Origin of the sequence: Nostoc sp. C110 (genome assembly GCF_043099725.1) — a bacterium.
Classification (GTDB): domain Bacteria; phylum Cyanobacteriota; class Cyanobacteriia; order Cyanobacteriales; family Nostocaceae; genus Nostoc; species Nostoc muscorum_A.
The window spans coordinates 6,868,136-6,882,670 of record NZ_CP171148.1; the positions used below are offsets into that span (position 1 = coordinate 6,868,136).

The 14,535-nt window shown below is 41.1% G+C and carries 8 protein-coding genes; 4 read left to right on the top strand and 4 right to left on the bottom strand.

Going from position 1 to position 14,535, the window contains the following annotated elements:
* Window positions 1-68: 68 nt before the first annotated feature.
* The gene (locus ACFFRD_RS34500) at window positions 69-1,916 is read right to left on the bottom strand and encodes a vWA domain-containing protein (RefSeq protein WP_392480372.1); all 1,848 of its coding nucleotides are present in this window, start codon (window positions 1,914-1,916) and stop codon (window positions 69-71) included.
* Window positions 1,917-2,204: 288 nt separating this feature from the next.
* Here ACFFRD_RS34500 and ACFFRD_RS34505 point away from each other — a divergent pair, with 288 nt between their 5' ends.
* The 4 genes from ACFFRD_RS34505 (at window position 2,205) to ACFFRD_RS34520 (ending at window position 10,747) form a co-directional block, all read left to right on the top strand.
* Window positions 2,205-2,561, top strand: a complete 357-nt coding sequence (locus tag ACFFRD_RS34505; protein WP_392480374.1) for a Rieske (2Fe-2S) protein — start codon at window positions 2,205-2,207, stop codon at window positions 2,559-2,561.
* A gap of 416 nt (window positions 2,562-2,977) precedes the next feature.
* Complete coding sequence (locus ACFFRD_RS34510) at window positions 2,978-3,850, top strand: glycosyltransferase family 2 protein (protein ID WP_392480375.1); 873 nt, start codon at window positions 2,978-2,980, stop codon at window positions 3,848-3,850.
* 22 nt (window positions 3,851-3,872) lie between these two features.
* The gene (locus tag ACFFRD_RS34515) at window positions 3,873-4,010 is read left to right on the top strand and encodes a hypothetical protein (protein ID WP_392480377.1); all 138 of its coding nucleotides are present in this window, start codon (window positions 3,873-3,875) and stop codon (window positions 4,008-4,010) included.
* 1,073 nt (window positions 4,011-5,083) lie between these two features.
* Complete coding sequence (locus ACFFRD_RS34520; RefSeq protein ID WP_392480378.1) at window positions 5,084-10,747, top strand: PAS domain S-box protein; 5,664 nt, start codon at window positions 5,084-5,086, stop codon at window positions 10,745-10,747.
* 285 nt (window positions 10,748-11,032) lie between these two features.
* Here the strand turns inward: ACFFRD_RS34520 and ACFFRD_RS34525 are convergent, their stop codons facing one another.
* Genes ACFFRD_RS34525 through ACFFRD_RS34535 form a run of 3 tightly spaced genes read right to left on the bottom strand, consistent with a single transcriptional unit; the run spans window position 11,033 to window position 14,465 of the window.
* The gene (locus ACFFRD_RS34525; RefSeq protein WP_392480380.1) at window positions 11,033-12,340 is read right to left on the bottom strand and encodes a CO2 hydration protein; all 1,308 of its coding nucleotides are present in this window, start codon (window positions 12,338-12,340) and stop codon (window positions 11,033-11,035) included.
* Window position 12,341: 1 nt separating this feature from the next.
* Window positions 12,342-12,932 (bottom strand): CDP-alcohol phosphatidyltransferase family protein, encoded by a 591-nt coding sequence (locus tag ACFFRD_RS34530; RefSeq protein ID WP_392480382.1) that lies wholly within the window; start codon window positions 12,930-12,932, stop codon window positions 12,342-12,344.
* Between the two features lie 36 nt (window positions 12,933-12,968).
* A complete protein-coding gene (locus ACFFRD_RS34535; protein ID WP_392480383.1) occupies window positions 12,969-14,465 on the bottom strand; it encodes an NADH-quinone oxidoreductase subunit M in 1,497 nt (498 codons plus the stop codon).
* Window positions 14,466-14,535: the final 70 nt, after the last annotated feature.

A 14,535-nucleotide genomic window follows, 5' to 3' on the forward strand; every position in this document is an offset into this window, starting at 1 on the left:
TGCGCCTCTGCGGTTTAAAAGCAATTTATTGAACCGCAGAGGCACAGAGATCGCAGAGATTTTATGAATTAATTGGTAGTGGTGGGTTGGACAAATCGCTTAATTTCACCACACGCAATATAAGACTTTCCATCAGGTGCTGTTTTGACTTCATCAACAACATAAAGCATCCCTTCCTCACGAACCGATCGCGGAAAACGCATATTCCAATCTGGTTCATAGCCGTCAGAAACCACTCTAGCGCGTAGCTTGCTGCCATCTTTGACACACTGAACAAGAATGCCATCTTTGACAACATCAGTTGTGGGAAGATCGGCAGCACTAGCAGGCCCTTTAGAGGCTTTGCCTGTATAAGCTATATTCGATTGTCTAGGGGCAACGAAGATATCTGCTTCACCGGGTTGAGCAAAACGAGTGATATTGCCACGTACACGATAGAAAGTGCGATCGCTTGAAAGTTCCAGCCCTTCAACAACGTATCTTGCTCCTTCTGCCCGAATACTCCGGGGAAACTGGACATTTTTGGCTGAATCGTAGCCTTCAGATATGACTTTGACCCGTAGTTTACCCCCTTCACGAACGCAATAAAGTTCAACACCTAAGCCAACTTCATTGACAACCGGCATTGCGTACACTTCATCACCAGCAGTAACACCGCGCCCCACCAGATCATTGCGATTACGGTTCATTGTCTGGTAAGACTGATCTCGCAATTCTTTACGTCCAGCATTACCTAGAGCTTTTTGGGCGATTCGACTTGCGAAATACTCAAGCTGATCGATCTCTTCAGCAATTTCAAAATTCTCGTTTAACCCTTTATCCCGCAAATCTTTCACCAGGGTACGCAGGGTTTCTTCCGCTTCCTGGTGTCTGCCATGTTCAGCTAAATCAAGTGCAGTCTCTTTAGCCTTAGCGATGGTGAGGCGGCTCAGTTCAAGAGTGATATGGCTTGTAGAGGCAAAAGCGGCTTCCTCAACAGTGCCAACTTTGGCGATAATATCTGCTGTGCCTGAAACGTTTTGAATGAGGTCATTTTGGATAACGTCAGCGCTGTAATGCAGTTTCATCACAGGTAACTCACCAATTTGAGCGCTTGATATCACCAAACTTAAACCGAGAAGTTTGTCTTCACCCTCGTAAAGCTCTCCCAAGCTGATAACAGCCTGACCAGCATCATTCTGGCTAACTTTTGCAAGACTTAAAGTATCAACAAGACTGACACCTTCAGCCAACTCAAGTTTCACTGTGAGGTTTTGTCCTACTACTGCTCTAAGACTGTCTAGCTCAATACTAAACACTTCACTTGCTTCATCAATGCTTTGAATGAAATAGAAGTTTCCCCTGGCAGCCCTTGCCATACCAATCAGCAGGTCTTCATTAAAACCCTGAGCAAAACCTAATGTAGTTGTGGTGATACCTTCCTCAGCTTTTTGCCCTGATGTTGCCGTTAGTACCTTGGGGTCTTGAATGCCCATATTGGCGTGACCATCGGTAAGTAAGAGAACACGGTTGATTTTTTGCGGATCGAGTCGCGTTTTGACGTGTTCACAGCCTTTGAGCCATCCCCCCGATAAGTTGGTAATACCGCCTGCTCTCACTTTGCGGATAGAATCTTTCAGTGTGGCTTTGTTAGTTACAGCTTGGGGTGGCACAACGCTGTCTACTTCATCGTCGTAAACAACTACTGAGAGAATGTCATCTGGCTCAAGTTGATCAACCACAGACTCAGCAGCTTTGAGTGCATGATGTAAGGCAGCACCTGCCATAGAGCCGGAACGGTCAATTACAAGAGAAAGGTTAAGGTTCCGTCGGGGAGATTCAGCTATGTCAGGACGAAAACGTAGCAGAATATTAGTCTTTAATGAAGATCCGGCGGGAAGAATAGACTGGTCAAATTCGTAACTTGTCTTAATCATTTTTTATATCCCTCAATATTGTCTGTGATCAGCTACAAGCTTGATGATGCAAGGATAGAAAGTGCTTTTTTTAGTTTACCCAGAAACCAGTTTATTCAGTGTGTAAATGAAGTTTACTGTAAGATTTTATAGCGGTTCTATGTCGCCAAGGTGAGCAAAGCTCATCGTAGATATCGCTTTTTCGGGAGAAGTTTGCAATCTACTGACTTTTCCTTAGTACTGAAAGGCGATCGCACTGGTCACAATTGCGAGAAACTGAAAGCAGATATATTAGGAGAGGAGAACCTAATGAGCTGGACTAAAGTTCTTGCAGTCGAAGCACTTTCCCCAGGTACGCGAGAAGTGGTGAAAGTTGGCAACCGTAAAATTCTGCTTTTGAATCACGAAAATCAGCTTTATGCTGTAGATAACACCTGCCCTCACTTAAAATTACCTCTGAAAAGTGGCAAAATAAAAGATGGAGCAATTGTTTGTTCTTTCCATCACAGTGCTTTTGACCTGCGGACTGGTGAAGTACAAGACTGGTGTTCTTGGCCACCTGCTGTAGGCAAGGTACTCTCGTTGGTTTCACAACCAAAGGCGTTGCCGGTGTTTCCTCTTCGTGTGGAAGAAGGTAGTATCTGGGTTGATGTACAAGAGGAATAGCACCCTCTCTCGATTTAATACCATTGGACAAACATCAGAAGTTGCCAGTAGGCTACAAAATGTTACCTAAACTTTTTGCAGCACTTTGCCTATTCATTTTTGAGTGACAATAGAAATATCAGAAACGGAGGATTGGCAAAAAACAACCTCCGTTTCTATGACCTTCTCAATGCCTCAATTAAATCTCAAGAATTCTATTGATCGCTACACTTCATCAAATAGTTGTATCTTGTCATTGATCAGAAATACCCTTAGACAAATTTCCATTTATCACTTACATACGCGAACACAATTTACGTATTTACACTGATGTTAGTCACGTTATAGACTTGTGCCAATTGGGAACTATATGATCGGAGATCAATTCAAGTATTTGAATTATTTTTGTTTGCAATACGCATAAAAGACCCTTGCTAATGATTAGTATAATTACACCAGTTTATAACGGTGAGAAATTTATAGAATCTTGCCTTCAAGTTGTCATTGACCAAAATTGTTTAGAAGTAGAGCATATCATTGTTGATGGAGGTTCAGGTGACAAGACAGTAGACATTATTAAAGATAAAGCCAATCAATATCCCCACATACGTTGGATTAGTGAAAAGGACAAAGGACAATCTGACGCTATGAACAAAGGAATTGCTATGGCACGAGGAGAGATTATTGGTGTTTTAAATGTTGATGATTTTTATGAGATAAATCTTCTTAACCGCATCTGTGAGATTTTCCAAACTTTACCAGAACATAGCTTGATTGTTGGTAACTGTAATATCATTAATCAGAAAGAGCAGCTAATGTTTATTAATAAACCTAGCCAATTACGAACAATAGATTTACTATTAGGAAGACGACTTAATGATGATGGAATTATCGATGCTTCTTTTCCAGTAAATCCATCTGCTTACTTCTATCATAAATCATTACATCAAAAAATTGGACTCTATAAAGTAGAAGATCATTATTCAATGGATATAGATTTCCTTTTGAAAGCTGTTTGTTCATCTAAGGTTAAATATTTCAATGAAGCTTGGGGTAACTTTAGATATTATCCAGGAACTAAAACATTTGATGATTCTGCAACAGGAAGCAGTTTAGCGCGAATTGAAAAATTATTTAATGATTATATTAAAACACTATCTTTGATAGAACAATGGCAGATTTTGTTAGCTAGGAATATAAATTTTACCTTCTTAAAAATCTTTTATTTTTCCAAGCATCCAGAACGATTGCTTGAATCTATTAAGCAGCGATTAGCTCAACAGGACTTACCCTGGATTTCTCACAAGTGAGAAATCCAGGAGTGTGGGAAGTGTGGGAAGTGTGGGAAGTGTGGGAAGTGTGGGAAGTGTGGGAGGTGTGGGAGGTGTGGGAGGTGTGGGAGGTGTGGGAGGATGGGGAAGAAATCTGACCCCGCACACTCCCCACACTCCCCTGCCTACAGTATCGTGAGAAATCCGGATTACGCAAAAAATAGCCCAAAGCTTGATTTTCTTCTTAGAGGTTGTTTGAACACTGTTTTGCTGTGACTTTAGGCATTTTGAGATCCCCCTTAAGCTCGACTTTATCCAAAATTAAAAACTTGGCTTTCTTTATTCGGCAAAAACCCTGGCTTTTTGGCAAATACTTTTTCCACGTCACAGATTATGGATGAAGTTAAAAAAGTAAAACTACGATTCCACAAAGGTTTCAGCTATAGCGTTCACGTTGCAAAAAAAATGGATAAAGTCGAGTTAAGAGGATGTTTGAAAAGTTTCAAGTTGAGTAAAAAAGCTCTCAGGGCATACATAAGCTGTAAATACGTATAGACAGCACCATTGAGAACGATGAGTAAAGCATACTCCAGTAACCTGACCGAGACCAATGGGAATTGCTAGCAAAAAATTGTAGGTTTGGTGGAGGCTTTGTGTAACCCAACATTCTGATATATGTTGGGTTGCGCTCCGCTTCACCCAACCTTGTATCTTAGAAATAGTAGTAGACCGTCCCAACCTTGGTCATAATAGATAGGTTCAAGCATCACCCATAGGGTATTTGTCCCTATCGTATGTATTTTTACGTAAGCCTTGCAAGCATAGTAGAACCTGATAAAATTACTTTTTACTTACAGCAGATTTCCAGTTGGTGAGTAAAAAAATACTCTAGCCACGTTGTAGCGTACCCTCGCCTTAAAAAGAGGAGAGTTGAGTCGTGCAGTTTTGCTGGCTATCACCTACAATGCGCTCATTCATGTATTTTAGAATCCTGATGCAGAATTGAGGTTAAGCCATAGTATAATCACTTCCAAATAGTTTTTGTATAAAAGTTACTTTCTGTATTACAGTGTAATTGTTGTTCTTACAGAGTTTGATCCACAGTTACAGAGAGTGTTGCCTTAACTTGACACACCTAGATTCTAAGGTGAAGTATGGTGGTAAGCAAAGATCATTATATTTACAATCTTTTAATAAGGTTTTGCTTTCTGATTTCATGTTCAGTTTGATTCAACAATTTATTCCTGATTGAAAATTAGCTTAGTGACTGATATGGATGCTCAAAAAATCAGAATTTTATTAGTTGATGATAAGCTAGAAAATTTGCATTTTTTATCAGACATCCTTCACAATCAAACTTATCAGGTACAAAGTGCCCTTTCTGGAGAATTGGCAATCAATAGGGCGCTGGCTTTTCCTCCTGATTTGATTTTACTAAACTTTCTCATTTCCAAAATGAATGGTTATGAGGTTTATCAAAATTTAAAATCTCATCAGAAAACTCAAGAGATTCCGATAATTTTTTTTGGTGTTTTAGATGAATTATCGGAAGAAGTAAATATTTGTGATTTAGGGGATGTTGACTATATTACTCAACCATTCCAAGCTAAAGAAGTTTTATTACGCATACAAAATCAACTAACTCTCCAAAGGCTGAAAAAACAGTTAAAAGAACAAAATGCCCAACTGCAAGAGGAGATTAAAGAACGTCAACGGGTTGCTGTTGAGTTAAATCTTCGGAACCAACAGATAGAAGAAATTTTCACAGAAATTCCTGTTAGCCTTAGCAAAGCCTTTTGTAGAGAAGTTTACCAAAACGAACGCCTTTTAGTCGAAGCTGCTCTCAAGAAAAGTGAAAGTCAATATCGCCACCTGGTGGAGACATCCCAGGATATGATCTGGTCGGTAGATATTGATGGACTAATTACTTTTGTTAATCCGGCAGTCAAGCAGATTTATGGCTATGAACCCCAGGAGATGATCGGGCGTACCTTGACTGATTTTATCTCACCTCAGCAAGTTGCTAAAGATAAAGTAGCCTTTGAGCGTGTTTTCCGGGGAAAGCCGATATTTCAACATGAAACTACCTGTGTAGCTAAAGATGGTACTTTACTTTATTTAATGTTTAATGCGATCGCATTACGCAACGAAGAGGGTTTAGTCATAGGTATGACAGGCACTGCTAGTAATATTACACAGCGCCGAGGTATAGAAAAATTACTCCAAGAAAGCGCGATTAAGCTCCGCAATCATAACCTAGTACTAACCCAACTGGCACAAAATCAAATCCTTTATCAGGGTGACTTGAAAGCAGCTTTGGGCAAAATTACAGAAACAGCTGTCAAAAATATGGGAATGGAACGAGCCAGTGTTTGGTTGTATGACGAAACAGGCTTGAAAATCGAGTGTTTTGACTTGTTTGAGGGCAGTCGCAATCAACATAGCGAAGGATTTGTTTTATCAGAGGCAGACTATCCAGCTTATTTTGCAGCTTTGCAACAAGATCAACCAATCGCCGCAGATGATGCCCATACCGATCCCAGAATTAGAGAATTTTCTCCATCTTACTCAAGATTAAATATTACCTCTATACTCGATACACCCATTAGACAGGAGGGAAAAACCGTAGGGGTTTTATGTTTGGAGGCTGTGGGAGTTGCTCATCATTGGACGCTAGAAGATCAAAATTTCGCTCGCTCTCTGGGCAATTTAGTATCCTTAGTACTGGAAGCAAAAGAACGTCAACGCGCTGAAGCCGCGCGGAGAGCTTCTGAAGAAAAGTTAGCATCAGCTTTTCGGTCATCTCCCGATCCCATTGCCTTAATTACTGTTCCTAACAAACGCTTCGTCGAAGTTAACGACAGTTTTTGTCGGTTTTTTGGTTATTCTCGTTCTCAAGTTATCGATCGCACCGATCAAGAATTGAATATTTGGGCGAATCCAGAAGAATATAGTTTTCTCACCCGGATGCTGCAAAAAACGAAAGCTATCCGTAATTATGAGGTTGATGTCTGCACGTCCACAGGGGAAATCAGGACAACCTTGTTGAGTGCGGAAATGATCGAGATTGATGGGAAATGGTACGTACTGGGCACAGCGAAAGATATTACTGAACGCAAGCAGGCAGAAAATGAAAGCCGTTTGTTACTGTTGACAACCCAAGCCATCACTCGCGCCAATGATGTCAATAGCTCTTTAGCACTGGTCTTGCGCTTAATTTGTCATACTATTGGCTGGGATTTTGGTGAAGCATGGATACCTAATGAAGATAGTGCTGCTTTAGAACACAGCCTGGGCTGGTATGGTGAACAAAGCAATTTAGAAGAATTTTGCCGCCACAGTCAAATTGTGAAATTTCCTATGGGAGTGGGACTACCAGGAAGAGTTTGGCAGAATCAGGAACCAGAATGGATAGAAGATGTTTCAGAAGTTACAGAGCCGATTTTTTTGCGATCGCAACAAGCAGCAAAGGTAGGATTAAAAGCTGGTTTTGGTGTTCCTATACTGGCTGGAAACGAAGTATTAGCTGTTTTAGTGTTTTTTAAACGTAGTTCAGTATTGGTAGATAAACGTTTGCTTTTGCTAGTAAATGCTGTTGCTGCTCAGTTAGGTGGGTTGATTGAGCGCAAAACCCTAGAACAAGAATTAGCACTCAGAGAAGCTCGCCTCAATGCCTTTTTTACAGGGGCTCCCGTCGGTATGAATATTGTAGATAACCAACTGCGGTTTGTGCAAATCAACCAAGTACTAGCGGAAATTAATGGAATATCCCAGGAAGCTCATATTGGTAAGACCATCCATGAAGCCTTACCCAAAATGGCCAGTGTCGTAGAACCATTTTATCAACAGGTTCTGTTGACAGGTGAACCCATCCTCAATCAAGAATTAAGCGCCGCATCAATTAAACAACCAGATATTATCCGCCACTTCTTAGTTTCTTATTTTCCGATTCCTGGTGAGGACGATCGCCTCTCTGGTGTGGGTGCAGTTTTAGTAGAAATTAGCGAACTGCAAGCAGCACTACGCGAACGGCAAGCCGCGCTACGCGAACGCAAATATGTCGAACAAGAACTACGTTTAGCTAACGAGCGCCTTCAATATCTGCTTACTTCTAGCCCTGTGGTGATTTATAGCAGCAAAAAAACATTAGGCAATTTTAGCACTACCTTTATTAGTAAGAACGTTAAGGCAATGGTTGGTTACGAAGCGCAGGAATTTGTCGAAAATCCTAATTTCTGGCTGCATCATGTCCACCCAGAAGATATTGAACTGATTTCAGAAAAATTTTCCCAGTTGGTTGAGCAAGAATACACTTCCTATCAATATCGGTGGTTACACGCTGACGGAACTTATCACTGGTTTTACGAAAAGATGAGGTTAATTCGTGACGAAGCTGGAAACTCTATAGAATGTGTCGGTTATTGGGCAGATATCAACGATGCGAAACTGGCAGAATTAGCTTTACAAGCAGGTCGGCAACGATATCAACTGCTAGCAGAAACCTCACCAGCTTGTATATTCCACACTGATGTGGATGGTAATGTCTTATATTTTAATCAACGTTGGAGTGAGATTAGTGGATGCAGTTTAGAAGAATCTCTGGGAACAGGTTGGACAAAAGCCGTACATCCAGACGATCGCGAGCAGTTATTGTTGACATGGAATCAAGCAAGAGTTGCTAAAACCATGTATAAGTACGAACATCGCTTTTTACGCGATGATAGTACAATTGTCTGGGTAATTTGTCAGGCTTTGCCAGAATTTCGAGATGATGGGGAAATAAAAGGTTATATCGGTACGATTACAGATATTACCGAGAGAAAATTGGCAGAAGAAGCCCTGCGTGAGAGTGCAGAACGAGAAAGAGCGATCGCTCAAGTGATTCAAAGGATGCGCCAAACATTGGATTTAGAGACTATATTTGCGGCTACAACCCAAGAATTACGGCAAGTACTCAATTGCGATCGGGTTGTTGTCTATCGTTTCAATCCCCAATGGAGTGGCGAATTTGTCTCTGAGTCTGTAGGTAATGGTTGGATTTCTCTGATAGAAGAACATAACAACGATCCTAATCTTACAGAAGGTGTCTTACAAGAGGGACGTTGCCTAACAAAAATTTTGGATAGCGAGGAGAATCAAGCCGAAGATGCTGATATGCAAGCAATTCAAGATGGCATTTACACACAAGGCGCAACTTTTCGCTGCGTCCCAGACATTTACAATGCTGAGTTTCATCCCTCTTACATCAGCCTTTTAGAACGCTTTCAGGCAAAAGCTTACATCATTGTCCCCATTTTATATGGTAGCCAGATTTGGGGACTACTAGCGAGTTATCAAAATTCTGATTCCCGCCAATGGAAACCAGGAGAAATCAACATCGTAGTTCAAATTGGCAATCAGTTGGGTGTGGCTTTACAGCAGGCACAATTACTGGCGCAGACTCAAAGGCAGTCACAAGCATTGCAAGAAGCGGTGATCACCGCTGATGCTGCCAACCGCGCCAAAAGCGAATTCCTCGCCAACATGAGCCACGAACTGCGTACCCCACTCAACGCCATCCTCGGTTTTACCCAAATCATGAGCCACGATCATGCTTTATCTACTGAACATCAGCAAAATCTAGCAATCATCAATCGTGCTGGCGAACATCTTCTCAACTTAATCAACGACATTCTGGAAATGTCTAAAATTGAAGCCGGTAGAATAACATTAAATCTCAACAGTTTTGACTTAATTCGCCTCTTAGAAAACCTTGAAGAGATGTTGCGTTTCCGCGCCACTTCCAAAGGCTTAGAATTAAGTTTTGAATATACATCTTACCTTCCGCAGTATATCCAAGCTGATGAAAGTAAACTGCGTCAAGTATTGCTTAACCTCTTGGGAAATGCAATCAAATTTACCGATACTGGAAGAGTAATGTTACGCGTGGCGATGGAGGATATGGGGGAGAAAATTTTACCTCATCCTCCTCATCTATTCTTCGAGGTTACAGATACTGGTCGCGGTATTGCGCCACAGGAAATTAACTTGCTGTTTGAAGCTTTTGGGCAAACTGAAACCGGTAGAAAATCGCAACAGGGAACTGGACTAGGTTTAGCAATTAGCCGCAAATATGTAGAACTAATGGGAGGAAACATTAGCGTCACCAGCATTATTGGTGAGGGAAGTACATTTGCCTTTGATATTCAAATTGATCTAGCCGCAGCCAGCGAAATCCAGATCCAACAAATTAGACGACAAGTTCTGAGTTTAGCGCCTGCTCAAAATGAATACCGCATCTTGGTGGTTGATGACTCCACAGACAGCCGTTTAGTACTAGTAAAAATTCTGACATCTATCGGTTTTGCAGTCCAAGAAGCGGCAAATGGCACGGAAGCGATCGCACTTTGGCAACAATGGCAACCACACCTAATTTTTATGGATATGCGGATGCCAATTATGGACGGCTACGAAGCCACCAAAATTATTAAAGCTAGAGAAGAAACTTCAGTCCCAAATCGCAAGACGATTATTATTGCCTTAACCGCTAACGCCTTTGAAGAACAACGAGAGGCAACAATCAAAGCTGGTTGTGATGATTATATTAACAAGCCTTTCCGTGAGGAAGAATTATTAGAAAAATTGAGCGAATATCTAGAAGTTCAATATATTTATCAAGAAGATAACTATCAGATAAAGAATGCAAAACAACAAATAACAGAATCAATCTTGAAGCTTACAGATTTAGTTCCTCTATTGTCTGAAATGTCGCCTGAATGGGTGAAACAGGTGTATACTGCCGCAGCCCAATGTAGTGATGACTTAATTTTAGAATTGATTGAACAAATTCCTTCAGAAAATGCTATGTTGAGCAATTTTATTCAGAATTTAGCTCATAATTTCCAGTTTGAGAAAATTATGGAATTGACAAGTATTGCAGGAGTATTATCTGGTTAATAACAATTATTAACTGAGTAGTAATAAGATACCCTTTAAAAAGCTAAGGTTACACACATCTCTCTACAAAACCAAAATGTTGTAGATCCTCCTAAATCCTCCTTAAAAAGGAGGACTTTGAGGGTTTTTGTACCCAAATATATCGAGGGGTTGGCAAGCTCTTTCTTCCGGGGCAAAATATCACTGATATTAGTCCACAGTGTTGTAACCTGAAACAGTAAATACACTAATAGCAAAAAAATGATAAAAAAAGCCCCCCTTAAAAAGGGGGGTTGGGGGGATCTCTTATCTATAATCTTGCTTTTGAATACTCCCTAAACGAGCAGCATCACGAATATTATAGTCGGATCGAGTAAAGCGATTTAGCTGCATTTCAAAAAAATCTCGATTGGCTTGTAAATGTTTGGGATTTTGGTCATCTAAAGGATATAAAAGTGCAGTTCTCAAAGCTTGAATTACCGCAGAAGTAACACAGTACATTGAGCGTTGAAAACTAACTCCCAACTGAATCAACATATCTTCTTCACCCCGGCAATGTTGGCTGTAATAATCAACAAGATATGGTGGCAAAAAATGCAACATATCTTGCATTAATAATGTCGGGGGAATGCCAGCAGTACCCACTGGAAATACATCAGCGTAAAGAATACCATAGTGAAAGTCTTTCTGGTCTTCTGGTACTTGACGCGCTTGAGCATTATAAGATTTTGTCCCTCGGAAGGGTGCGGTGCGGTAGAAAACTGCTTCTACGTAAGGTAATGCGGCTTCATATAGCCACATGAAACCCTTGGATTTGGGGATAATTTCGTAGCATTCACCACGAATATAAACGTGATGGTAAATGGGACGACCTGCGATCGCAAATATACCATTAACTAAGAAGCTCATTGCCTCTGGGACGGTGCTAATCGTACCTTCATCATAGCGATCGGACATTTCAAAGAATACCGGGGCCATGACTTCCCAGAATAAGCCCAGATTAGCGTAGTATGACATCTGGCGGCACTGTTCCAAAAACATATCGGGGAACAGCTTGTAAAGCCCCAGCATTACTGGGTTTCCTTGGAAATAAGCTTTTATTGCTCGGTCAGCGTTAGCTTTGTATTCGTCTGAATCTAGGTAAGGGTCAAATTGTCCGCCCATCCCTCTGTGCCATAACATCGCCCGCATACAAGCTTCCGCAAACTCCATGTTAATGCGATCGTGGAACAAGTGATGCAATAACTTCGGCATTTTGAAGGTTTCACCCTTTTCCATAAATGCCAAAAGTTCTGGATGTGCAGTAGCTTCGCCGCGCCAAATTCGTAAATCGGCATCATCACCAGCATAATGATTATGCAGTTCTAAATACTCTTTGGGTAAGAAGTATTTAAAGAAGGGAACCGGGTTTAAAAACTCGTTTTCAGCAATATAAAGTAGGTCGCGCCAGTAAAAATCCATCGGCACAGCATAAGCTTTATATAAACCGATGATTTGCATCAAATTTTCTGGAGTATCGGGTAACATTGCACCGCCTGCTTCTAAGCGATGAATTACATCGGCAAATTCGTGCGTTGAAGGAGGTAATTTAATTGCTGTTTTAATTGCTGTCATATTATTTAGTAATTGGTGTTAGTGATTCTTGACGAATATTCAGGGCATGAAAAATGCTTAAAACATCATGTGTCCAAACTGGCAATATTAGCGTCATAGCAATTTCTTCAACGCTATGAATTGTGCCAGCAATACAAGTCAGCCATAAGGCAACTCCGGCGTAATCAAAGCCAAACAGGGCAATAATCGCAATAAAAAGGGTGATTCCCCAAAATTTTGCTGAATAAGTGTGATAGCTAGCGGGTTTACCATATTTCACTAAATTCACTACCCACCACAGCAATTGAGCAAAAACAATCATTAGCAAAGGTACGCTATAAGTAACGAGAATATCTTGATGAACTATCCACGCACTCACAAAGATACAGCTAAAAAGGCAGACATCAGCCCAACTATCGGCTTGACGCAATTGGGCAGTGCTGACACCTAATCGTCGCGCAATAATGCCATCAAAAATATCTGAGAGAAAGGCTGCGACAAAACCGACGATGAACCAAATACTGGTTTTGCCATCCCAGGCATCTAATAGGAGGAATGGAGATATCAAAAAGCGAAATAGAACAAGACCACTGGGAATTAATGTGAGATTCATCCTTCCTCCTTTATCGATGCGTAACTCTCTGATTGATTACTTCAGCGCGACTTCAGAGGTTACGGTTTTTTCCAAAGAGGGAATTGCAGCCACCATTGTTGTAGTTGTAGATTCACTCCAACGCACTAACCAAGTGGGCTGTACTCCCAAAAAGATGATGAAAGCTGCCAAAATTAAAGCTGGAATTTTCTCAGACCAAAGGACTTTGGGATAGTAGGCGAAGTTATCGAGTCTGCCAAAACAGGTGCGGTTGAGAAGGATGACAAAATAAACTGCGGTTAATCCACTAGCCACTACACACAAAATTGTCGGGATGGGAAAGGCAGAGAAACTACCTTGAAAGACGATAAATTCGGCAATAAATCCTGTTAAACCGGGAATACCTGCACTAGCCATCCCGCCTAAAACTAGTAAGGCACTAATTAGAGGTAAGCCGCGTATGGGACTCATCAAACCATTGAGTTTATCTAACTCGCGCGTTCCGACTTTGGCTTCTACAACTCCCACCAAGTGGAAGAGAATCGCCAGGATGATACCGTGACTAAACATTTGGGCGACTGCACCAACGAGTGCTAAGGGAGTACTAGCAGCAGCAGCTAACAAAATATAGCCCATGTGGCCGACGGAACTGTATGCTACCATGCGCTTGATATCTTTTTGAGCGATCGCAATTACTGCCCCATAGATAGCGCTGATTGCTCCCCAAATTGCCAGAGTCGGTGCAATAATGCTCCAAGCATGGGGAAACATCCCCAAACCAAATCGCAGCAATCCATAAGTTCCCAGCTTTGCCAACACGCCACCGAGAAGAATGGCAATTGGTGCTGAAGCCTCAACGTAAGCATCGGGTAGCCAAGTATGGAAGGGAACTAAGGGAATTTTAATCCCAAAACCTAAGACTATTCCTGCTAGTAAAAGGATTTGTTTTGCTGTTGACAGATTTTCTGTAGAGACTGAATCAAAAGCAAAATTGGTAGAACCACTCAGCCATACCATACCCAAGAATGTTGCCAGAATTAATGCTCCTGAAACCGCAGTATAAATCAGGAATTTCATCCCAGCATAACCCCGTTTTGCTCCTCCCCAAATGGAAATTAGTAAGTAGAAAGGGATTAATTCTAGTTCGTAGAATAGGAAGAATAGCAGCAAATTCTCCGCGAGAAAAGCACCTGCAACCCCTCCACTCACTAATAAAATCATGGAGTAGAACAGCCGAGGACGTTCAGTTTCTTTACTACTGGTGTAAATAGAAATCCAGGTGAGTAGACTATTTAACACCAACATTAATATAGAAAGCCCATCCACACCTATTTGATAACTCAAACCCAGGGTTTCATTCCAGGGCAAATACTCTTTAAATTGCATTCCTGGGTTGACAATATCAAATTTTAGCAGGATAAATATGTTCCAAGAAAGAACTATACCTGATAAAATTAATGCTGTTAAACGAATACGATGATTAGGGAAACTTGCAGGTAATATTGCTATCAGAGCGGCGGCTAAAATAGGGAGCCAAATCAAAACACTTAACATGGTATTTTTGTCCTTTGTCCTTTGTCTTTTGCCCTTCGTCGTTTGTCCTTTGTCATTTATGACTTCCTCT